This window comes from Rhodanobacter sp. B2A1Ga4, from assembly GCF_018101315.1.
GTDB classification, from domain to species: Bacteria; Pseudomonadota; Gammaproteobacteria; order Xanthomonadales; family Rhodanobacteraceae; genus Rhodanobacter; species Rhodanobacter thiooxydans_A.
The window spans coordinates 1295047-1317729 of the sequence record NZ_JADBJR010000001.1; the positions used below are offsets into that span (position 1 = coordinate 1295047).

A 22683-nucleotide genomic window follows, 5' to 3' on the forward strand; every position below is an offset into this window, starting at 1 on the left:
CTCATCCTCGCAGTTTTGCCTTGCATGATTGCTCCAACGCAGCTATCGCTTCTCGTACGCAACGATCCGCGTCGTCGTCGGTAAGCGTGCGTGAAGCGTCCTGTAAAATCAAGCCCATAGCGAGACTTTTTCGGCCGGCTTCGACCCCCTTGCCGCTGTAACGGTCAAACAGCCGGAGTTCCTTCAGCCGTTCACCCAGCGTGCGGCGTACCTCCTGCTCGATCTGTGACCAGCCCACCGTTTCCGGCACATCCACCGCGATGTCGCGGCGCACGGCCGGGAACCGGGCCACGGCCTGCGCTTGCGGCAGGCGGCGCGCCAGCAACGGTTCCAGGGCCAGTTCCAGCACGTGCACGTCGGGGCCCAGATCCAGCGCCCTGGCCAGTTGCGGGTGCAATGCGCCCAGGTAGCCCACCGTCGCGCCATCACGGGCCACCCGTGCACCGCGTCCCGGGTGCAGCCAGCCCGGCAGGCCGTCGGCATGCACCGACCAGCGCGACGGCTCGCCGCCCCAGGCGATCAGGGTATCGAGGTCGCCCTTGAGGTCGTGGAAATCCAGCACCCGCGACGGCTCACCCCACTGCTCGGCACGGGCAGCACCACAGGCCACGATGGCCAGGCTTGGGGTTTCGGCCGGCGGGTCACCGGCCGCAAACACCCTGGCCACTTCGAACAGGCGCACCCGCTCCTGCTGGCGCGCACGGTTGTGGCGCAGTGCCTCGATCAGTCCCGGCAGCAGCGACGGGCGCATCACCGCGAGGTCGGCCGACAGCGGATTGGCCAGCGGTACCAGGCGCTCGGTGAAGCCCCAGCTGGCCAGCAGCTCGGCTGCCACGAACGACAGGTTGACCGCCTCGTAATAGCCGCGCGCGGCCAATTGCTCGCGCAGCGCCAGTTCGTTGATGCGAGCCTCCGGCTCGATCGCCAGGGCGAGCGCGCCGGCCGGGGTCGCGGTGGGAATGTTGTCGTAGCCGAAGATGCGTGCGACTTCCTCGATCAGATCCTCTTCGCGCTCGATGTCGAAACGGCTGCTCGGTGCGGTGACCTGCCAGCCGTCGGCAGTCGTTTCCACCCGCATGCCCAGCGCGGTGAAGATGCGCGCCACTTCGACATCGGCCACGTCCACGCCAAGTACGCGACGCAGGCGTGCGCGACGCAAGGCAACCGCAACCGGCTGCGGCAGGTCGGCCGGATTCTCCGCCACCAGCACTGGGCCGGCCTTGCCGCCGACGATCGCCAGCAGCAGTTCGCTGGCGCGCTCCAGCGCACGACGCGGCAGCGCCGGATCGACGCCACGCTCGAAGCGGTGCGAGGCGTCGGTGTGCAGGCCCAGCTTGCGCGCGCGGCCCATGATTGCGGCCGGTGCGAAGTGTGCGGACTCCAGGAAGATGGCGCTGGTGGCATCGGTGACGCGCGAGTCATAGCCGCCCATCACGCCAGCCACCGCCAACGGCTTGTTCTCGTCAGCGATCAGCACGAAGCCATCGTCCAGTTTCGCTGCGTTGCCGTCCAGCAGCTTCAGCGTCTCGCCGGCGCGTGCGTGGCGCACCACGATGTCGCCTTCCAGCGTGCCGTTGTCGAACGCGTGCAGCGGCTGGCCCAGCTCCAGCATCACGTAGTTGGTGACGTCGACCACGGCACTGATCGGGCGCAGACCGGCGCGGCGCAGGCGCTCGGCCAGCCACAGTGGCGAGCGCGCCGCCGGATCGATGCCTTCGATGATGCGGCCGAGATAACGCGGCGCGTCCTTGCCTGCCTCGAGGCGGATGCCGCGACGCGCGCTGCCAGTCACTGGCACGGCCACGGTTGCCGGCAGCTTCACCACACTGCCGAACAATGCGGCTACATCGTGCGCGAGACCGTAGAGGCCCAGGCAGTCGGGTCGGTTCGGGGTGAGCTTCAGCTCGATGCTGGCGTCAGGCAGGCCAAGATAGGCGGCAAGCGGCTGGCCGACCGGCGCGTCCAGCGGCAGTTCCAGCAGGCCTGACGCGTCTGCGTCAATGCCCAGCTCCTTCGCCGAGCACAGCATGCCGGACGATTCCACCCCGCGCAGTTTCGCGGCCTTGATCGAGATGCCGCCGGGAAGCTGCGCACCGACCGTGGCCAGCGGCACCTTGATGCCCACGCGCGCGTTCGGTGCGCCGCAAACGATCGTGAGCGGCTCGCCCTGCCCGGCATCCACCTTGCACACCTGCAGGCGGTCGGCTTGCGGATGCTTTTCGGCAGCGACGATCTCGGCCACCACCACGCCGTCCAGGCCCTCGCCCAGCGGCGTGAGCTCTTCCACTTCCAGCCCGGCCATGGTCAACGCGTGGGCCAGCTCGGCACGGCCGGCCTGCACATCCACCAGTTCACGCAGCCAGTTTTCGGAGAATTTCATGGTTGAAGTCCGGGAATGGGGAGTGGGGAATAGGGCATCGGAAGAGCGCAGGCCTGCAGCCTTTCGCTACTCCCCATTCCCTGTTCCCGATTCACTTCTCAGGCAAACTGCCTGAGGAACCGCAGATCGTTCTCGAAGAACGCGCGCAGGTCGGAAACGCCGTAGCGCAGCATCGCAAAGCGCTCCACGCCGAGGCCGAAGGCGAAGCCGGTGTAACGCTCCGGGTCGATGCCGCAGTTCTTCAGCACGTTCGGATGGACCATGCCGCAACCGAGCACTTCCAGCCAGCGCGTCGAACCGTCCTCGGCGTCCCAGCGGATATCGACCTCGGCCGACGGCTCGGTGAACGGGAAGTAGCTGGGACGGAAGCGCATCTCGAAGTCGCGCTCGAAGAATGCACGGATGAACTCGGCCAGCGTGCCCTTCAAGTCGGCGAAGCTGGAGGTCTCGTCGACCAGCAGGCCCTCGACCTGGTGGAACATCGGCGAATGGGTCTGGTCCGAATCGCTGCGGTAGACCTTGCCCGGGGCGATGATGCGGATCGGCGGCTGGCGGCCGGCCATTGCGCGAATCTGCACCGGCGAGGTGTGCGTGCGCAGCAGGCGGCGGCCGCCGCTGCCTTCATCGGCGATGTAGAAGGTGTCGTGCATGGCGCGCGCCGGGTGGTGCGGCGGGAAGTTCAGCGCCTCGAAGTTGTGCCAGTCGTCCTCGATCTCCGGGCCGTCGACGCGCTGGTAACCGAGCCGCGCGAAGATCGACGCGATGCGTTCCAGCGCACGGGTGACCGGATGAATGCCGCCGCGCTCGCCATCACGACCAGGCAGGCTGATGTCCAGCCTCTCGGAGGCGAGGCGGCGATCGAGCTCGACCTGCTCCAGCAGCTGCTTGCGCGCAGCCAGCGCGTCGGCAAGACGTTCCTTGACCCGGTTCACTTCGGCGCCGCGCGCCTTGCGCTCATCCGGCGCCAGCGCACCCAGCGTCTTCAGCGCGGCGGTGACGATGCCGCTCTTGCCCAGCAGGCCGACGCGCAGCGCATCGAGCGCGTCCAGCGTATCGGCCTTGTCGATGTCGGCCAGCGCCTGCGCGGCGCGGCTGTCCAGGTCATCCATCGATGCGGTTCCGTATGAAGTGCACAGAAACAAAAACGGGGAGAAGGCTTTGGCCTCCTCCCCGCTTGATTCACATTCTATCGTCGCAATCGACGATCAAGCAGCCAGGGCGGCCTTCGCCTTGTCGGCGATCGCACCAAACGCCTTGATGTCATGCACGGCGATATCCGCGAGGACCTTGCGGTCGACGGTGATACCGGCCTTGCTCAGGCCATTGATCAGGCGGCTGTAGGACAGCCCGAACATGCGCGCGGCGGCGTTGATGCGCACGATCCACAGCGCACGGAACTGACGCTTGCGCTGCTTGCGGCCGATATAGGCGTACTGGCCGGCCTTGGTGACGGCCTGGTTGGCAACGCGGAAGACCTTGCGGCGGGCGTTGTAGTAACCCTTGGCGCGACCGATGATTTTCTTGTGACGACGACGGGCGGTGACGCCACGCTTTACACGAGCCATGGTCTATCTCCTCACAAGTACGGCAGCATGCGAGCCACGCCCGGCGCATCACACGCCTTGAGGTGGTTCGGTGCACGGAGACCACGCTTCTGCTTGGTCGACTTCTTGGTCAGGATGTGCGACTTGAACGCGTGGCCGCACTTGATCTTGCCCGACGCGGTCTTGCGAAAACGCTTCGCAGCCGCCCGGTTGGTCTTGATCTTGGGCATGGGAATGCTCCTTGGTATGGGACTCGCCCTGCGCGGGCAGCCCCGGTTTCTGACTGATCTGGCGGTGGCGGCGTCCCGAAGGAGCCTGGCCACGCTTTCCGTCCTGCCACGATCGGTGCACGACCCATCCAGGCGGGTCGAACCGGCGATTATACGGAGTTCAATCCCCGGATGCCAGTAGGAGTGCACCCGATGGTGCACGCCGGCTTATTTCTTCTTCGGGCCGATCATCATGACCATCTGGCGCCCTTCCAGCCGCGGGAAGGACTCGACCTGGCCGTTGTCACCGACGTCTTCCTGGATCTTCTTGGCCAGGTTCTGGCCCAGGTCCTGGTGCGACATCTCGCGGCCGCGGAAGCGGATGGTGACCTTGACCTTGTCGCCCTCTTCCAGAAAACGGAGCATGTTGCGCAGCTTGATCTGGTAGTCGCCCACGTCCGTGACCGGACGGAACTTCACTTCCTTGATCTCGACCTGCTTCTGCTTCTTCTTGGCGGCCTGCGCCTTCTTCTGGGCTTCGAACTTGAACTTGCCGTAATCCATGATGCGGCAGACCGGCGGGTCGCCGTTGGGCTGGATCTCGACCAGATCCATGCCCGCTTCCTGCGCCAGGCTCAGCGCCTCGTCGCGGCTGAGAATGCCCAGCTGCTCGGAGTCAGCGCCAATCACGCGCACGCGCGGCACGCGGATTTCCAGGTTACGACGATTGCCCTTGTTGTCGGTGGTAGCGATACCACGATCCTCCAGAAGAAGTAATGAGTCAGACCGTCCGGCGCTCAGCGCCGGATTTCGGTCTCCAGTCGTTCGACGAAGCTGGCCAGCGGCATGCTGCCCAGGTCCTCGCCGGAACGGGTACGTACAGAAACCGCACCCGTCTCTTTCTCGCGGTCACCGACCACGAGGAGATAAGGCACTTTCTGCATCGTATGTTCGCGGATTTTATAGCCGACTTTCTCGTTGCGCAAATCCGATTGTACCCGGAAACCTTTGTCGACAAGGGCTTGCGTTACCTCGCGGACGTAATCGGCCTGGGCGTCGGTGATATTGATCACCACCGCCTGCACCGGGGCCAGCCAGGCCGGCAGCAGGCCGGCGTGGTGCTCGATCAGGATACCGATGAAACGCTCCATCGAGCCGACGATGGCCCGGTGCAGCATCACCGGATGCTGCTTCTGCGAGTGCTCGTCGACATATTCGGCGTCCAGGCGCTCAGGCATCATGAAATCGACCTGCATGGTGCCGACCTGCCAGGCGCGGCCGATCGAGTCCTTCAGGTGGTACTCGATCTTGGGTGCGTAGAACGCGCCCTCACCCGGCAACTCCTCCCACTCCACGCCGGCGGCGCGCAGCGCGCGACGCAGCATTTCCTCGGTGCGATCCCAGAATTCGTCCGAACCGATACGCTTTTCGGGGCGCAGTGCCAGCTTGATCGCCAGGTCGGTGAAGCCGAAGTCCGCATACACCTTCATCGCCTGCAGGTGGAACGCAGTGACCTCGGCCTCGACCTGCTCCGGGGTGCAGAAGATGTGGCCATCGTCCTGGGTGAACGCGCGCACGCGCATGATGCCGTGCAGCGCGCCGGACGGCTCGTTGCGATGGCAACCACCGAATTCGCCGTAGCGGATCGGCAGTTCGCGGTAGCTGTGCAGGCCGGTGTTGAACACCTGCACGTGACCCGGGCAGTTCATCGGCTTCAGCGCGAAGGTGTGCTTCTCCGACTCGGTGAAGAACATGTTCTCTTGGTAGTTGTCCCAATGGCCGGACTTTTTCCATAGCGACACGTCCAGCACCATCGGGCAGCGCACTTCCTGGTAGCCGCTCTTCTTGTACACGCCGCGCATGTACTGCTCGACCTGCTGCCAGATCGCCCAGCCGTTCGGGTGCCAGAACACCATGCCCGGGCTTTCTTCCTGCTGGTGGAACAGGTCGAGCTGCTTGCCGATCTTGCGGTGGTCGCGCTTCTCGGCCTCTTCCAGCTGGAACAGGTAGGCCTTCAGGTCCTTGTCGTTGAGCCAGGCGGTGCCATAGATGCGGCTGAGCATCGCGTTGTTCGAATCGCCGCGCCAGTACGCGCCGGCCACCTTCATCAGCTTGAACGAGTGCAGCTTGCCAGTGTTCGACACGTGCGGGCCGCGACACAGGTCGGTGAACTCGCCCTGCGAATACAGCGACAGATCCTGGTCGACCGGAATGCCTTCGATGATCTCAGCCTTGTAGCTTTCGCCCAGGCCGCGGAAGAACGCCACCGCCTCGTCGCGCGATTTCACGCTGCGCGTCACCGGCAACTGCTCGGCGACGATCTTGTGCATCTCCGCCTCGATCTTCGGCAGGTCGTCCGGGGTGAACGGCCGTTCGTAGGCGAAGTCGTAGTAGAAGCCGTTCTCGATCACCGGGCCGATCGTGACCTGCGCACCCGGGAACAGCCGCTGCACGGCCTGGCCCATCAAGTGCGCGGTGGAGTGGCGCAGGATCTCCAGCGCCTCGGGGCTCTTCTCGGTGACGATCTGCAGGCTGACGTCGTGCTCGATCGGGAAGCTGGCGTCGACCAGCTGGCCGTCGACCTTGCCGGCCAACGTTGCCTTGGCCAGGCCGGCGCCAATCGAGGCAGCCACGTCCTGCACGGTAACGGGATGATCGAACGGCTTCTTGCTGCCGTCGGGTAGCGTGATTTCAATCATGGGGCTTCTCTGGAAAAGCAAAAAAGGGCGTGACGCCCTTTCTTTGTAAACGAAGGCGTGGTGGCGGTCAGTCGTGGAAGCAGGTAGTTGCCATGTCGCACACTCGGCCGGCGCAAGCGCGGGCCACCTTGGGTCTTGGGCGATATCGAAACGCTAGTTTAGCCCAGATTGCCTGTCAATCCTCGCCCGACGCGGCCTTGCCGGCTGTGCACGGCGGTAGAATGCCCCGATCTTCCGAGGACACTCCATGCGCATCCTGGTCACCGGTACCGCCGGCTTCATCGGCGCCGCCCTGGCGCAACGCCTGCTGGCACGCGGCGACGTGGTGTACGGCTACGACAACCACAACGACTACTACGACCCGGCGCTGAAGGAAGCCCGCCTGGCGCGCTTCGCCGATCATCCGAACTACACCCACCAGCGCGCCGATCTGGCCGATGCAGGCGCGCTGAATCATGCGTTCGCCACATTCAGGCCACAGCGAGTGGTGAACCTTGCCGCGCAGGCCGGCGTGCGCTACTCGCTGCAGAACCCGCAGGCCTACGTGTCGAGCAACCTGGTCGGCTTCGTCAACATCCTCGAAGCCTGCCGCCACGGCGACGTGGAGCACCTGGTCTATGCCTCGTCCAGTTCGGTTTACGGTGCCAATCGAAAATTGCCGTTCGCAGTCGAGGACGCCGTCGACCACCCGGTCAGCCTGTATGCCGCCAGCAAGAAGGCGAACGAGTTGATGGCGCACACCTACAGCCACCTGTATGGCCTGTCCACCACCGGCCTGCGCTTCTTCACCGTGTACGGACCGTGGGGTCGACCGGACATGTCGCCAATGCTGTTCGCCGACCGGATCAGCCGCGGTGAACCGATCGACGTATTCAACTTCGGCCAGCACAGCCGCGACTTCACCTATATCGACGACATCGTCGAGGGCGTGATCCGCACGCTCGACCATCCGGCCGAACCGGACCCGGCCTACGATGCGGAGCGGCCGAACCCGGGCAGCTCGAATGCGCCGTACCGCGTCTACAACCTCGGCAACGACCAGCCGGTGCAGCTGCTGCGCTTCATCGAACTGCTGGAACAGAACCTCGGCCGCAGCGTGGAAAAGCGCCTGCTTCCGATGCAACCCGGCGACGTGCCCGATACCTGGGCCGACGTGTCGGCGCTGCGCCGCGACGTGGGCTACGCGCCGAATACCTCGATCGAGGATGGCGTGGCCAAGTTCGTGGCGTGGTACCGGGACTATTTCAAGCGATGATCGCTGCGTGGGAGCGACGCCTCAAAACGGCTTGGCGATCACCAGGAAAATCACACCTAGCAACAGCAGCACCGGCAACTCGTTGAGCCAGCGCAGCGTGCGCGAGGACGGCAGCGCGCCGCCCTTCTCGCTGCGCTTGAGCATGCGCCCGGCCCAGATGAAGTAGGCCAGCAGCACGGCGACCAGGGTCAGCTTGGCGTCGATCCAGTGCGTGCCGGCGGCCACGTTCGGCAACCTCTGCGGAAACACCCGCCAGCCCTGCCACAGGACCAGCCCGAACAGGAACGCGATGCCGAACATGTTGTGGCCGAACTTGTACAGCCGCCGTCCCATCAGCTGCAGCCGCGCCAGCACCGCCGGCTCATTCGCCGCCTCGGCCAGGTTTACCAGGATCCGCGGCAGGTAGAACACCGCAGCCATCCAGGCGATCACGAACAGCAGGTGCAACGACTTGATCAACAGGTAGGTCATGGCGAAACCGCGTGGCCGCTGCGACGCGCAGCGGCCGTGATGATAACGCGAGGGCCGCCGTTCAATCCCGCGCCGGGCCGATGCGTTCCAGCAGCGCCTGCAGCAGACGCCCTTGCAGCGCCGCGTCGAGCGGCGCGTCGTGGCGGTCGGTGAGCTGGAAAAAATCCTCAACGCGCTCGCCGAAGGTGGCGATGCGCGCATCGTGCACGCGCACCCCGGTGGCCAGCATCACCTGCGCCACCGCGGCCAGCAGGCCGGGACGGTCGGCGCCGACCAGGGCCAGCTGGGTACGGTCGCCGGCGGCGTGGAAGCTGATCTGCGGCGTCATCTGGAAATGTTTCTGGTGGCGCGACATGCCGCGCTTGCTCGGCTGCACGCCGATGGATTGCGCCAGCGCACGCTGCAAGCGCTGCTGCAGTTCCTCCGCGCGGGCCGCGCTCACCGGTTGCTGGCTGTCCGCGTCCAGCAGCAGCAGGGTATCCAGCGCCATCCCGGTCGGCGAGCTGAGAATGCGCGCTTCGACCACCGAGAAACGCAACCGGTCCAGCACGGCCGTGATGGTGGCGAACAGGCCGTCGCGATCGGGCGTGTAGACGAACAGTTCGGTACTGCCGCGCACCGACAGCGGGTGTACCGCCACCAGCGGCAGCGCCCCCTGTGCACGCAGGATCGCCGCGGTCTGCCAGGCGATCTGCTCGGGCCGATGGCGCAGGAAGCTGAGCTGGGGGAAGTCGGCCCAGACCCGCACCACGTCGGCTTCGGCGTGCCCCTCGTTCAGCAGCAAGGCCAGTGCGTACTCGGAACATTCGCGCACGCGCGCACCGATGTCGCGCGGCAGCTCCACGTCGCTGCGCAAGGCGTAGCGGGTACCGGTGTAAAGGTCGGCAAGCAGCCGGTCCTTCCAGCCGTTCCACAGCCGCGGACTGGTGCCGATGATGTCGGCGATGGTCAGCAGGTACAGCTGGCCGAGCCGCTCGCGATTGCCGACGACCTGCGCAAACCGGTGCACCACGTCGGGATCGGTGATGTCCTGGCGCTGCGCGGTGGTGCTCATCAGCAGGTGCCAGCGCACCAGCCAGGCAACCTGCTCGACATCGCCGGGCGGCAGGCCCAGCCGGCTGCAGAAGACGCGCGCATCCTGCTCGCCCAGCACCGAGTGGTCGCCGCCGCGGCCCTTGGCGATGTCATGGAACAAACCCGCCAGCAGCAGCACTTCCGGCACCGGCAGGCCGGCCCAGATCTCGCAGCCCAGCGGAAATTCGCGCTGCGCCGCCGGATCGGCAAAGCGCGCCAGGTTGCGCAGCACGCGCAGGGTGTGTTCGTCGACCGTGTAGACGTGGAACAGGTCGTACTGCATGCGCCCGAACACCTTGCCGAACGCCGGCAGGATCGCCGCCAGCAGGCCGTGCCGGTTCATCCGCCACAACGCTTCCACCGCCGGCGCACCACGACGCAGCAGCCGCAGGAACGCGGTCAGCGCCTCGCGGTCGTCGGCCAGTGCGTCGCCATGCACAGCGGTGGCCTGGTGGATGCGACGCATGGTGTCGGCGCTGAAGCCGACCACGCCGGGCTGGTCCATCCGCGCGATGAAGATCTCCACCAGCGCCGCCGGCCGGCGCATGAACAGCTGCGGATCGCGTGCCGCCAGGCGCTTGCCGTAGCGGATGAAGTCGGCGCCCACAGCTACCGCCTCACCCGGCGGCTCCAGCATTTCCACGAAACGTTCGGCCACCTGCATGCCAAGTCGCTCGACCTGGCTCGCTGCGCGGTAATAGCCCTGCATGAACTGCTCCACGCCGAGGTTCTTCGCATGCTCGTCCTCGAAGCCCAGCCGCGCGGCCAGCGCGCGCTGGTAGTCGAACAGCAGCCGTTCCTCGGGCCGGCCCGCCTCCAGGTGCAGCGCGTAGCGATAACGGCGCAGGGTCGCCTCGGACTGCTCCAGTGCAGCCAGCTCGGCCGGATCGAGCAATCCCTCCGTCACCATGTCGGACAAGTCGCGCGCATGCGCCAGCCGCCGGCCCAGCCAGCGCAGCGAATCGAGTGTGCGCAAGCCGCCGGGGCCGTCCTTGAGGTTCGGCTCCAGGTTGTAGGCGGTGTCGTCGAAGCGGGCATGCCGCGCATCGCGCTCGGCCAGCCGCGCCTCCAGATACGCCTGCGGCGGCCACAGCACCGGATCGTCGACGATGGCCTTGAGCTGCGCGTCGAACGCCACATCACCGGCCAGCCGGTACGCGTCCAGCAGGGTGGTGAACACGCTGGCGTCCTGCGCCGCCAGCGTGCGGCACTGCGCGGGATCGCGCACCGCGTGGCCGACCTTCAGGCCGATGTCCCACAGCGTGGCGAAGAACTGCTCCAGCGCGCGCAGGCGCGCAGGCACGGGCGCCTGCACCAGTGCCAGCAGGTCCACGTCCGAATACGGGAACAGCAGGCCGCGGCCGAAGCCGCCGACCGCGAACAGCGCCGCCCCGGTCACGTCGCCAAGACAGGCGGTCCATACGTGCGCCACGATGCGTGCCACCGATTCACCGCGGCGCCGCGCCAGCGCACTGGCATCGGCGCCATCGCGAAACGCGGTGGCAAGTGCCCGGTCGACGTCGCCCAGCAACTGCCGCAAGGCCTGCCGCGCCTCGGCCGAGACGCCGGAACGCGGCACTGCTGTCGGCAGGCGGGGTAGTGGCGGCAGCACGACGCTCATCGCGAAGGGAGTCTAAGGAATGGGAGAAACCAGTCTGCCACGCCGGGGCGACATCCGGCGCTTCCGATTCCTACTCCCTACTCCCCACTCCCTCCATCACGCATCGGGCCAGGGCGTGAGGATCTCGAAGCCGTCGTCGGTAACCACGATGGTGTGCTCCCACTGCGCCGACAGCGAGTGGTCCTTGGTCACCACGGTCCAGCCGTCCGGCAGCTGGCGGGTCTGCGGCTTGCCGGCATTGATCATCGGCTCGACGGTGAAGGTCATGCCCTTCTGCAGTTCGATGCCGGTGCCGGGCTTGCCGTAGTGCAGCACCTGTGGCTCGTCGTGGTAGACCTTGCCGATGCCATGGCCGCAATACTCGCGCACTACCGAGAAGCCGGCTGCCTCGGCGTGCTGCTGGATCGCGTGGCCGACGTCGCCCAGCGTGGCGCCCGGGCGCACCGCCTGGATGCCGCGCATCATCGCCTCGAAGGTGGTGTCGACCAGCCGTTTGGCCAGTACCGACGGCGTGCCAGCGATGTACATGCGGCTGGTGTCGCCGTGCCAGCCGTCCTTGATCACGGTAACGTCGAGGTTGACGATATCGCCGTCCTTGAGCAGCTTGCCCTCGTTCGGGATGCCATGGCAGATCACGTGGTTGACCGAGGTGCACAAGGTCTTGGGAAAGCCGTGGTAGCCGACATTGGCGGGGATCGCCTTCTGCACGTTGACGATGTGCTCGTAGGCGCGCCGGTCCAGCTCTTCGGTGCTGACGCCGGGCTTGACGTAGTCCTTGAGCATGGCCAGCACTTCGGCTGCCAGCTTGCCGGCAACGCGCATGCCTTCGAGGTCGGCGGGGGATTTCAGGGTGATGGCCATGGGTTCCACTCATATGGCGGCAGAAGCTCTTGAAATCCAGCAACTTGCCGCATTGCCGGCGTACCGGCTACAATTTCGGAGTTTTGCAGGGCAGACGCGTCCGTTCGGACGGTCGGCCAGCGCAAAGCGAATGGGAATTGTAACCCTCCGCGGTACAACACCCAAACCAACGCCACACACGCATCGGCACCGCCTTCGGGGTGCTGCGCCCTGCCCACCATCAAAATCGGGCAAGTCGCGGTCGAAGCCGGGGATGCGTGGAGGTCCCAACCCCCAGGTTCCTTCTCGAGGGAACCGACAATCGGAGCGACACCCCATGGCACAAGTCACCATGCGTCAGATGCTGGAAGCCGGCGTCCATTTCGGTCACCAGACCCGTTACTGGAACCCCAAGATGGCCCCGTACATCTTCGGCGCCCGCGGCAAGATCCACATCATCAATCTCGAAAAGACCCTGCCGCTGTTCACCGACGCGATGAACTTCCTGTCGGGCCTGGCGCAGAAGCGCGGCACCGTGCTGTTCGTCGGCACCAAGCGTTCGGCCCGCGAGCCACTGGCCGAAGAAGCCGCCCGCGCCGGCATGCCGTTCGTCACCTCGCGCTGGCTCGGCGGCATGCTGACCAACTTCCGCACCGTGAAGCAGTCCGTGTCGCGCCTGAAGGAGCTGGAAGCGGCCGAGACCGATGGCAGCTTCGAGAAACTGGTCAAGCACGAAGTGCTGGCCCGTCGTCGCGAGCGCGACAAGCTGCAGGCTTCGCTGGGCGGCATCAAGGACATGAACCGTCTGCCCGACGCGCTGTTCGTGATCGACATCGGCCACGAAGACATCGCCGTGCAGGAAGCCAAGAAGCTTGGCATCCCGGTGATCGCCGTGGTCGACACCAACTACAACCCGGAGCTGGTCGACTACGCCATCCCGGGCAATGACGACGCGATCCGCGCGATCCAGCTGTACGCCCGTGCCGCCGCCGACTCGATCCTGGAAGGCAAGGCCGCCGCGCCGGCCGCCGCCCAGGGCGATGCGAACGACTTCGTCGAGCTGGACGAGGAAGGCAACCCGGTCGCCAAGATCGATCGCAAGCCGGCCCCGCGCCGCGACGCCGCCCCGCGCAAGGGCGCCCCGCGCCGTGACGGTGGCCGCGATGGCGGTCGTGGCTCGCGCGATGGCGCCCCCGCCAAGTAAGCGCGCGACGACGGCCCCGCCGTCGGATCACCAGCGACAACGCGCCGGGGCCGCAAACCGCCCCGGCGCCACCAACGCATTAGAGGATTGACGATGAGCAATATTTCCGCACAACTGGTCAAGGAGCTGCGCGAGCGGTCCGGCGCCGGCATGATGGAATGCAAGAAGGCGCTGGTCGAGAACAACGGCGACATCGAAGTCGCGATGGAATGGCTGCGCAAGTCCGGCCTGGCCAAGGCTGACAAGAAGGCCAGCCGCGTCGCCGCCGAGGGCCGCATCGTGGCCGCCCAGGCCCCGGGCAAGGCCGTGCTGGTCGAGATCAACTGCGAAACCGACTTCGTGGCCAAGGACGCCAGCTTCCTGAAGTTCAGCGATACCGTCGCCGACGTCGCGCTGAATTCCGGCGCCGCCGACATCGACGCGCTGAAGGCCGCCGCCTACCCAGGCGCCGCCAACGTGGAAGAGGCCGCCAAGGCGCTGATCGCCACCATCGGCGAGAAGATCGATGTGCGCCGCCTGGCCCGCGTCGAAAGCAACGGCGTGATCGGCAGCTACATCCATGGCGGCCGCATCGGCGTGCTGGTGGCGCTCAAGGGCGGCTCCGAAGAGCTGGCCAGGGGTATCGCGATGCACGTCGCCGCGATGAACCCGGCTTACGTCCGTGCCGAGGACGTGCCGGCCGACTTCCTCGCCAAGGAGAAGGAAATCGCGCTGGCTGCCATGTCGGACAAGGAAAAGAACAAGCCTGCCGACATCCTGGAGAAGATCGTCTCCGGCAAGGTCCACAAGATCGTCTCCGAGGTCACCCTGCTCGGCCAGCCCTACGTGCTGGACACCAACGTGACCGTGGCCGAGGCACTGAAGAAGGAAGGCGCCGATGTCACCTCGGTGGCCCGCCTCGCCGTCGGCGAAGGCATCGAGAAGGTTGAAGAGGATTTCGCCGCCGAAGTGATGAAGCAGGCCGGTTTGAGGTAGCCGTCATCCCTGACGGAAGAACCGGCCATCCATGGCCGGACTGTTCAGAAAAAGCCATGCTTCAAATGAAGGGCCGCGGGAAACCGCGGCCCTTTTCGTTTCCCGTCAGGGTCCGGCAGCGCACCCCGTTTCCCGTTCATCTCCCTTCACGCCTCGTCCCGATGTCCCGCTCTCCGCTACAATGTGCCGGTTTGCCCCACACAATCCGGAGACCCCATGAGCGACCAGCCCAAGTACCGCCGCATCCTGCTCAAGCTCTCCGGTGAAGCGCTGATGGGCGAGGCCGATTACGGCATCGACCCGAAGGTGATCGGCCGGCTCGCCGACGAGATCATCGAGGTGCAGAAGGCCGGCGTGCAGATCGGCATCGTGATCGGCGGCGGCAACATCTTCCGCGGCGCCGGCCTCGCCGCCGCCGGCATGGACCGGGTCACCGGCGATCACATGGGCATGCTGGCCACCGTGATGAACGCGCTGGCGATGCAGGACGCGATCGAGAAACGTGGCGGCTACGCGCGGGTGACCAGCGCGATCCAGATCCACGACGTGGCCGAGGATTACATACGTCGCCGCGCGATCCGCCACATCGAGAAGGGTCGCATCGTGCTGTTCGCCGCCGGTACCGGCAACCCGTTCTTCACCACCGACTCGGCCGCCGCGCTGCGCGCGGTGGAGATCGGCGCCGACCTGCTGCTGAAGGCGACCAAGGTCGACGGCGTGTACACCGCCGACCCGGCCAAGCACGCCAACGCCACCCGCTACGAACATCTCGGCTACGACGACGTGATCGAGCGCAAGCTGGCGGTGATGGACACGGCCGCGATCGCGCTGTGCCGCGACCAGCAGATGCCGCTGCGCATCTACGACATGACTACGCCGGGCAACCTGATGCGGATCATGCGCGGCGAGTCGATCGGCACCCTGGTCGACGGCGGCTGAACTGCGGCGCAGCAAGCCTCGCGGGCTGCCACTGCTATACTCGAACGTTGCCAGATTCACCGGGAAGCACCACATGCTCAACGACATCAAGAACGATGCCCAGACCCGCATGGGCAAGAGCATCGAATCACTCAAGCACGACCTCACCCGCATCCGTACCGGTCGCGCCAGCACGGCGCTGGTGGATGGCATCAAGGTGTCCTACTACGGCGCGGACATGCCGCTGACCCAGGTCGCCTCGGTATCGCTGTCCGATGCGCGCACGATCATCATCACGCCATGGGAAAAGACCATGGTGGCGCCGATCGAGAAGGCACTGATGGCGTCCGACCTGGGTATCACGCCGACCACCGCCGGCACCGTGATCCGCCTCAACATGCCGGCACTCACCGAGGAGCGCCGCCGCGAACTGGCCAAGCACGTCGGCCATGAGGGCGAGAACGCCAAGATCGCGATCCGCAACGTGCGTCGCGACGCACTGCAGCAGGTCAAGGACCTGCTCAAGGAGAAGCTGATCACCGAGGACGACGACCGCCGCGTCGACGACGAGATCCAGAAACTCACCGACCGCGCGGTGAAGGACGTCGATGCCGTGGTCAAGGCGAAGGAAGAGGAGCTGATGGCGCTCTGAGCGTCATCGCAGCCATCATGCCCGGCGCCGATGCCGCCCAGGTGCCGCGCCATATCGCCATCGTGATGGATGGCAACGGCCGCTGGGCCAAGGCTCGCCACCGTCCGCGCAGCTTCGGCCACAATGCCGGCCGCAAGGCCGTGCGCGAAGTGATCGAAGCGTGCCTGCGCGAAGGCGTGCAGGCGCTGACCCTGTTCGCCTTCTCCAGCGAAAACTGGCAGCGCCCGCAGGACGAAGTCGGCGCGCTGATGAGCCTGTTCGTGCGCGCGCTGGACAAGGAAGTGGACGAGCTGCACGGCCACGGGGTGCGGCTGCGCTTCATCGGCGACCTGGCTACCTTCGACGACGCCCTGCGCGAACGCATGCAGGCCGCGATGGCCCGCACCGCCGGCAACGACCGGCTGCAGGTGAACATCGCGGTGAGCTACGGCGGCCGCTGGGACATCGCGCAGGCCAGCCGCCAGGCCGCCGCCGCGGTGGCACGCGGCGAACTGCGCGTGGACGAGATCGACGAGGCCCGGCTGGGCCCGTGGATGAGCCTGGCCGAACTGCCGCCGCTGGACCTGTTCATCCGCACCGGCGGCGAATGCCGTCTCAGCAACTTCCTGTTGTGGCAGGTCGCCTACGCCGAGCTGTACTTTACCGACACCTTGTGGCCCGATTTCGACCAGGCCTGCCTGCGCCGGGCCATCGAAGACTATGCCCGCCGGGAACGCCGCTACGGCCGCACCGGCGAGCAGGTCGCCAACGCTTCATAGAGGATTTCCATGCTGCTTCAGCGCACCCTCACCGCCCTGGTGCTCGCGCCGCTGGCGATCCTGATCATCCTGCTGCCGCCGACCGGAGCCTTTGCCGGCATCGTCGCGCTGGCGTTCCTGGCCGCGTGGTGGGAATGGGCCGCGCTGAGCGGGCTGCACAGCCGCTCGTGGCGCATCGCCCTGCTCGTCGTGGCGGCATGCATGTTCGCCCTGTTGTGGCGGGGCCACGCCACGGCGCTGACCCCGCTGCTGCTGGTGGCCGGCGCGACCTGGTGGCTGCTGGCCTGCCTGTGGCTGCGCCATTTCGCGTTCGCCGCGGCGCCCACCCGCGAGAATCTCGCGCTGAAGCTGCTCGCCGGCGCGTTCGTGATCTTCCCGACCTGGGTCGCCCTGGTCAGCATCCATGCCCGCATGCCGCACGGCCACTGGTGGACCCTGCTGGCGCTGGTGATCGTGTGGGCGTCGGACATCGGCGCGTATTTCAGCGGCCGTACCTTCGGCAAGCGCAAGCTGGCACCGCAGATCAGCCCGGGCAAAACCTGGGCCGGCGCCTACGGCGCACTGGTCGCCGGCGTGCTGGTGACCCTGGCCGGCGGCTGGCTGCTCGACGTGCGCGGCGCCCGACTGCTGGGGTTGGCCCTGCTGGCGCTCGTCACGGTGGCGGCGTCGATCGTCGGCGACCTGATCGAGAGCCTGATGAAACGGCATGCCCAGGTGAAGGATTCGGGCACCATCTTTCCCGGCCACGGCGGCCTGCTGGACCGGCTGGACAGCGTATTTGCCGCGCTGCCGGTGTTCGCCGCCGGCCTGTTCCTGCTGGACATCTAGAGCCTGCCCATGATGCATAACATCGCCGTCCTCGGCGCCACCGGTTCGATCGGCGGCAACACACTCGATGTCATCGCACGCCACCCGGAACGCTTCCGTGCCAGCGTGCTGACCGCGCATCGCCAGGTCGAGGCACTGGCCGAACTGTGCGTCCGTCACCGGCCGCAGCTGGCGGTGATCGCCGACCCGGCGCTGGAATCGGAGCTGGCACGCCGGCTCGCCGCCGCTGGCGTGCACTGCGAGGTGGCCAGTGGCCATGCCGCACTGACGGCTGCCGCGGCCAGCCCTCTGTGCGACACCGTGGTCGCCGCCATCGTCGGCGCCGCCGGGCTGGAATCCACCCTGGCTGCTGCGCGCGCCGGCAAGCGCCTGCTGCTGGCGAACAAGGAATCCATCGTGATGGCCGGCCCGCTGCTGCTGCAGGCGGTCGCCGTCGGTGGCGGCGCACTGATCCCGGTCGACTCCGAGCACAACGCGATCTTCCAGTGCCTGCCCGGCGGCCGGCCGGATCTGGGCCACAGCGGCGTGCGCCGGCTGATCCTGACCGCCTCCGGCGGCCCGTTCCGCGGCCGCACGCGGGCGCAACTGGCCGACATCACGCCGGACCAGGCCTGCAAGCATCCGAACTGGGTGATGGGCCGCAAGATCTCGGTCGACTCGGCCACCCTGATGAACAAGGGCCTGGAAGTGATCGAGGCGCACCACCTGTTCGGCGCGCCGGCCGACGCGATCGACGTGGTGGTGCACCCGCAGAGCCTGGTGCATTCGATGGTGGAGTACGTCGACGGCTCGGTGCTGGCCCAGCTCGGCAACCCGGACATGCGTACCGCGATCGCGCATGCGCTGGCGTGGCCGGAGCGGGTCGAATCCGGCGTGCCGTCGCTGGACCTGGCCAGCTGCGCCCCGTTGCAGTTCGAGCCGCCGGACCTGGCCACCTTCCGTTGCCTGGCGCTGGCCTTCCAGGCACTGCGCGCCGGCGGCGACGCCCCCGCCGTGCTGAACGCGGCCAACGAGGTGGCCGTGGAGGCTTTCCTGGCCGGCGCGCTGCCGTTCCTGTCGATCGCCGACGTGGTCGAGGCCGTGCTTGCGGAACTGCCGGCGCAGGCCGTGGTCGATGTTGAAACCCTGTGTGAACGCGACCGCATGGCCCGGGAGGCGGCCCGCCGCGTCCTGCGCAACGCTTGCTGATATTCTTGCTTCGATGACTTTTCGACACGGTACTCGATGACTGCCTTCTTCGGCTCGGTGTTCTGGCTGCTGGTCACGCTCGGCGTGCTAGTGACCTTCCATGAGTTCGGCCACTACTGGGTCGCGCGCCGCTGTGGGGTGAAGGTGCTGCGCTTCTCGGTCGGTTTCGGCAACGCGATCTGGAAGCGCATCGGCCGCGACGGCACCGAGTACCAGGTTGCCGCGATCCCGCTGGGCGGCTACGTCAAGATGCTGGACGCACGCGAGGGTGAGGTCGATCCTGCCCTGCGCGACCAGGAATTCACCGGCAAGCCGGTATGGAAGCGCATCGCCATCGTCGCCGCCGGGCCGGGCTTCAACCTGATCTTCACCATCGTCGCGTTCTGGCTGATGTTCATGCTGGGTCGCCCCGACGTGGCGCCAGTGGTGACCGCGGCGCCGCAAAGCCTCGCCGCCAGCGCCGGCATCCAGCCGGGTGACCGCATCCTCAGCATCGACGGCCGCGCCGTCACCACTTGGACCGATTCGATGGACACGGTGGCCAACGCCCTGCTCGGGCGCGCGCCGCTGCCGCTCACCGTGCGCGGCCAGGACGGGCGCACACGCGAACTGGTGCTGCCGCTGGACGAACTGCCGCCGGGCCAGGACCTGGGCCAGTACCTGGGCAAGCTCGGCCTGAAGCTGGCGCCGCCGCCGGCGATCGCCGCCACCGTGATGCCCGGCCAGCCGGCCGCGCTGGCCGGCATGCAGGGCGGCGACCGCATCGTCAGCGTCAACGGCCAGCCGGTGGGCGACTTCATCGCGTTCGGCAAGCTGGTGCAGGCCGAAGCGGCCAAGTCGCCCAAACTGTCGATCGGCATCGAGCGCGCCGGCCAGCCGCAGCAACTTGGCGTCACCGCCAAGTGGGAGTCACTGGAAGGCCAGCCGCCGAAGTGGGTGATGGGTGTCGGCGCACCGCCGATCGAACCGGCCACCGTGAGCTACGGCCCGATCAAGGCCATGACCGCCTCGCTCGGCACCACCTGGCGCAATACCACGCAGACCTTCAGCATGCTCGGCAAGATGCTGACCGGCGAGGCCTCGACCCGGAACCTCTCCGGCGTCATCGGCATCGCCGAAGTGGCGAATGCCTCGGCCAGCATGGGCCTGCCCTGGTTCCTGCAGTTCCTGGCGCTGGTGTCGCTGAGCCTGGCGATCCTCAACCTGCTGCCGATCCCGGTCCTGGATGGCGGACACCTGCTGTATTATCTTGTCGAATTGATCAAGGGCAGTCCGGTCAGCGAACAGGCGATGATTGTCGGCCAGTACATCGGCCTGGCCTTGCTGTTCACCCTGATGGGGCTGGCGTTCTACAACGATATCCACCGCATGCTGCTGTCGTGATGCCGATGCCCGGCAACTGCAGCATGCCGACGACACGCCTGCCTGCGGCATGGCGCGGCGGCGTGTCAAACGATGCATTCCTCCCGCGGAATGCGGACTCTCTTTCGAGGCAGGGCCTGTCCCTGCCTCATGCGTTGATCGGGGCGGCCGCGCTGGCCGCTCCATCGAAATAACCCAACGGAACCGACGATGAAGCGTATCGCCGCGCTGATTTTGCTTGCCTCCCTCTCCGCCAATGCGTTCGCGTTCGACCCGTTCGTGGTGTCGGACATCCGCATCGACGGCCTCAGCCGGATCTCGGCCGGCACCGTGTACAACTACCTGCCGATCAACAAGGGCGACCAGCTGACCAACGACGGCGCCCAGCGCGCCATCCGCGCGCTGTACCGCACCAAGTTCTTCAGCGACGTCGAAATGGATCGCGAAGGCAGCATCCTGGTGATCAAGGTGGTCGAGCGGCCATCCATCGCCAAGCTGACCCTGCGCGGCAACAAGGACATCAAGACCGACGACCTGAAGAAGGGCCTGAAGGAGATCGGCCTCACCGAGGGCGAGACCTTCGACCGGCTGGCGCTGGACAACGTGCAGCAGGAACTGATCCGGCAGTACTACAACCGCGGCAAGTACAACGTCTCGGTCGATCCGCACGTGACCCGGCTGGACCGCAACCGCGTCGCCGTCGAGATCGAGATCCGCGAGGGCAAGGCGGCCAAGATCAAGGAACTGAACATCCTTGGCAACCACGCGTTCACCGACAAGCAGATCCGCGACGGCTTCGAGTCAGACACCACCAACTGGATGTCGTGGTATTCGAAGGACGACCAGTACTCGCGCGAGAAGCTCTCCGGCGACCTGGAGAAGCTGCAGTCCTATTACATGGACCGCGGCTACGCCGATTTCGGCGTCGACTCCACCCAGGTGGCGATCGCGCCGGACAAGCGCGCGATGTACATCGACACCAGCATCAAGGAAGGCGAAATCTACAAGGTTGCCGACGTCAAACTGCTCGGCGAGCTGATCCTGCCGGAGGCGACCATGCGCCAGCTGGTCTTCGTCAAGGCCGGCGAGACCTTCAACCGCGCCGCGGTCGAAGCCAGCACCAAGGCGATCAAGGCGGTGCTGGCCAACATCGGCTACGCCTACGCCAAGGTCACCCCGATCCCGAAGCTGGACAAGGAAAAGCGCACGGTCGACCTGACCCTGTACGTCGAGCCCGGCCAGCGCGTGTACGTGCGCCGGGTGGTGTTCCAGGGCAACACGCGCACCGAAGACGACGTGCTGCGCCGCGAAATGCGCCAGCTCGAGGGCTCCTGGTACTCGCAGGCGGCGATCGACCGCTCCAAGGTCCGCCTGCAGCGGCTGGGCTATTTCAAGAAGGTCGACATCGACAAGAAGATGGTGCCGGGCACCCAGGACAAGGTTGATGTTTCGGTCAAGGTCGAGGAGCAGTCCGCCGGCAGCATGCAGTTCGGCATCGGTTATTCGCAGTACTCCGGCATCATCCTGAATGCCTCGGTGTCGCAGAACAACCTGTTCGGCACCGGTGACAGCTTCTCGATCAGCGGCGAGCGCAGCACCTACTACACCCGCCTCGGCCTCAACTACTACAACCCGTACCTGACCGACAGCGGCATCGGCATCGGCTACAGCGCCTCGTACTCGAAGACCGACTACGGCAACACCGATTTCGCGAACTACGCCACCAGCGCAAAGAGCTTCTCCAGCTACCTCGGCATCCCGATCAGCGAGACCGACGGCTTGCGCGTGGGCCTGGGCATCAGCAGCAACAAGGTCAACCTGTTCACCGGCTACAGCCCGAAGGTACTGATCGACTACCAGAACGAGATCGGCAACAAGACCATCCACACCTGGACCGGCACGCTGGGCTGGAACCACGACACCCGCAACGGCTACTGGGCGCCGACCCGCGGCGGCCTGCTCTCGGCCTCGACCGACGTCGCCCTGCCCGGCTCGACCGTGCAGTACTGGAAGCTGACCACCGAGGCGAACCACTACTGGCCGATCGGCAAGGGCTTCGTGCTGTACCTCGACGGCCAGGTCGGCTACGGCAAGACCTACGGCAAGAACGGCATCAGCGACGACGCCTACGATGCGCTGGCAGCAGCCAGCAAGGCCGACAACCCCAACCAGAGCCACATCATCACCGACATGCGCCAGGATCTGCCGTTCTGGCAGAACTACTACGCCGGCGGCGTGCGCGACGTGCGCGGCTACCAGGACAACACGCTGGGGCCGCGGGTCTGCATCGACGGCAGCGCTCCGGACGCCAACGGCATGTGCAACAGCGGCGCCTACTACGCGCAGCCGATCGGCGGCGCGTTCAAGGTGCTCGGCACCGCGCAGGTGTTCCTGCCGCTGCCGTTCCTGAAGGACGTCAACACCGCGCGCGTGTCCTGGTTCATGGACGTCGGCAACGTCTACAAGGATTACAAGAGCTTCGACGCCAGCGAGCTGCGCGCCTCCACCGGCCTGTCGCTGCAATGGCAGGCGCCGATCGGCCCGCTGATCATCAGCTTCGCCGTGCCGCTGCGCTCCAAGGCCGCGGATCGCCACTACGAGGAGCGCATCCAGTTCACCTTCGGCAGCCAGTTCTGATCTGACCCGGAAGTCGGGGACCGAAGAAAGCGCGGCCTGGCCGCGCTTTCTTTTGCCGGCCTGCTTTT

Annotated in this window: 19 protein-coding genes; 10 read left to right on the plus strand and 9 right to left on the minus strand. The window is 66.4% G+C overall.

Features of this window, described 5'->3' with window-relative positions:
* Window position 1: 1 nt before the first annotated feature.
* From pheT to thrS, 6 genes are all read right to left on the minus strand, one after another.
* Window positions 2-2380, minus strand: coding sequence for a phenylalanine--tRNA ligase subunit beta (gene pheT, locus IMW82_RS06080; RefSeq protein ID WP_108472398.1), 2379 nt, complete (start codon window positions 2378-2380; stop codon window positions 2-4).
* Window positions 2381-2478: 98 nt separating this feature from the next.
* Window positions 2479-3489: a phenylalanine--tRNA ligase subunit alpha gene (pheS, locus tag IMW82_RS06085; protein WP_108472397.1), complete on the minus strand. Its 1011-nt coding sequence runs from the start codon at window positions 3487-3489 to the stop codon at window positions 2479-2481.
* Between the two features lie 96 nt (window positions 3490-3585).
* Window positions 3586-3945, minus strand: a complete 360-nt coding sequence (gene rplT / locus IMW82_RS06090) for a 50S ribosomal protein L20 (protein WP_108472396.1) — start codon at window positions 3943-3945, stop codon at window positions 3586-3588.
* Between the two features lie 11 nt (window positions 3946-3956).
* Complete coding sequence (gene rpmI, locus IMW82_RS06095; RefSeq protein WP_007512063.1) at window positions 3957-4154, minus strand: 50S ribosomal protein L35; 198 nt, start codon at window positions 4152-4154, stop codon at window positions 3957-3959.
* Between the two features lie 207 nt (window positions 4155-4361).
* Window positions 4362-4886 (minus strand): translation initiation factor IF-3, encoded by a 525-nt coding sequence (gene infC / locus IMW82_RS06100; RefSeq protein WP_304412458.1) that lies wholly within the window; start codon window positions 4884-4886, stop codon window positions 4362-4364.
* Window positions 4887-4930: 44 nt separating this feature from the next.
* A complete protein-coding gene (gene thrS, locus IMW82_RS06105; RefSeq protein ID WP_108472395.1) occupies window positions 4931-6832 on the minus strand; it encodes a threonine--tRNA ligase in 1902 nt (633 codons plus the stop codon).
* A 247-nt stretch (window positions 6833-7079) separates the two neighbouring features.
* On the opposite strand from thrS, the gene IMW82_RS06110 reads away from it, so the two are divergent.
* Window positions 7080-8087 (plus strand): NAD-dependent epimerase, encoded by a 1008-nt coding sequence (locus IMW82_RS06110; RefSeq protein WP_108472394.1) that lies wholly within the window; start codon window positions 7080-7082, stop codon window positions 8085-8087.
* A gap of 21 nt (window positions 8088-8108) precedes the next feature.
* Here IMW82_RS06110 and IMW82_RS06115 read toward each other — a convergent pair whose 3' ends face one another.
* The 3 genes from IMW82_RS06115 to map form a co-directional block, all read right to left on the minus strand.
* Window positions 8109-8558 (minus strand): CopD family protein, encoded by a 450-nt coding sequence (locus IMW82_RS06115; RefSeq protein ID WP_108472393.1) that lies wholly within the window; start codon window positions 8556-8558, stop codon window positions 8109-8111.
* Window positions 8559-8619: 61 nt separating this feature from the next.
* Entirely contained in the window at window positions 8620-11253 is a 2634-nt protein-coding gene (glnD, locus tag IMW82_RS06120; RefSeq protein ID WP_108472392.1) for a [protein-PII] uridylyltransferase, read from the minus strand.
* Window positions 11254-11349: 96 nt separating this feature from the next.
* Window positions 11350-12114, minus strand: coding sequence for a type I methionyl aminopeptidase (map, locus tag IMW82_RS06125; protein WP_108472391.1), 765 nt, complete (start codon window positions 12112-12114; stop codon window positions 11350-11352).
* A gap of 316 nt (window positions 12115-12430) precedes the next feature.
* Between map and rpsB the strand changes: the two genes are divergently transcribed.
* From rpsB to bamA, 9 genes are all read left to right on the plus strand, one after another.
* Window positions 12431-13297 (plus strand): 30S ribosomal protein S2, encoded by an 867-nt coding sequence (gene rpsB, locus IMW82_RS06130; protein ID WP_108472390.1) that lies wholly within the window; start codon window positions 12431-12433, stop codon window positions 13295-13297.
* 93 nt (window positions 13298-13390) lie between these two features.
* Complete coding sequence (tsf, locus tag IMW82_RS06135; protein WP_108472389.1) at window positions 13391-14272, plus strand: translation elongation factor Ts; 882 nt, start codon at window positions 13391-13393, stop codon at window positions 14270-14272.
* A 216-nt stretch (window positions 14273-14488) separates the two neighbouring features.
* Window positions 14489-15211, plus strand: a complete 723-nt coding sequence (pyrH, locus tag IMW82_RS06140) for a UMP kinase (RefSeq protein WP_108472388.1) — start codon at window positions 14489-14491, stop codon at window positions 15209-15211.
* Window positions 15212-15284: 73 nt separating this feature from the next.
* The gene (gene frr / locus IMW82_RS06145; RefSeq protein WP_108472387.1) at window positions 15285-15842 is read left to right on the plus strand and encodes a ribosome recycling factor; all 558 of its coding nucleotides are present in this window, start codon (window positions 15285-15287) and stop codon (window positions 15840-15842) included.
* Window positions 15843-15859: 17 nt separating this feature from the next.
* Window positions 15860-16600: a polyprenyl diphosphate synthase gene (gene uppS, locus IMW82_RS06150; RefSeq protein ID WP_108472386.1), complete on the plus strand. Its 741-nt coding sequence runs from the start codon at window positions 15860-15862 to the stop codon at window positions 16598-16600.
* Between the two features lie 9 nt (window positions 16601-16609).
* Window positions 16610-17428 (plus strand): phosphatidate cytidylyltransferase, encoded by an 819-nt coding sequence (locus IMW82_RS06155; protein ID WP_108472385.1) that lies wholly within the window; start codon window positions 16610-16612, stop codon window positions 17426-17428.
* Window positions 17429-17440: 12 nt separating this feature from the next.
* Window positions 17441-18616, plus strand: a complete 1176-nt coding sequence (locus IMW82_RS06160; RefSeq protein WP_108472632.1) for a 1-deoxy-D-xylulose-5-phosphate reductoisomerase — start codon at window positions 17441-17443, stop codon at window positions 18614-18616.
* A 36-nt stretch (window positions 18617-18652) separates the two neighbouring features.
* Entirely contained in the window at window positions 18653-19999 is a 1347-nt protein-coding gene (gene rseP / locus IMW82_RS06165) for an RIP metalloprotease RseP (RefSeq protein WP_108472384.1), read from the plus strand.
* Between the two features lie 189 nt (window positions 20000-20188).
* The gene (gene bamA / locus IMW82_RS06170; RefSeq protein WP_108472383.1) at window positions 20189-22615 is read left to right on the plus strand and encodes an outer membrane protein assembly factor BamA; all 2427 of its coding nucleotides are present in this window, start codon (window positions 20189-20191) and stop codon (window positions 22613-22615) included.
* Window positions 22616-22683 lie beyond the last annotated feature (68 nt).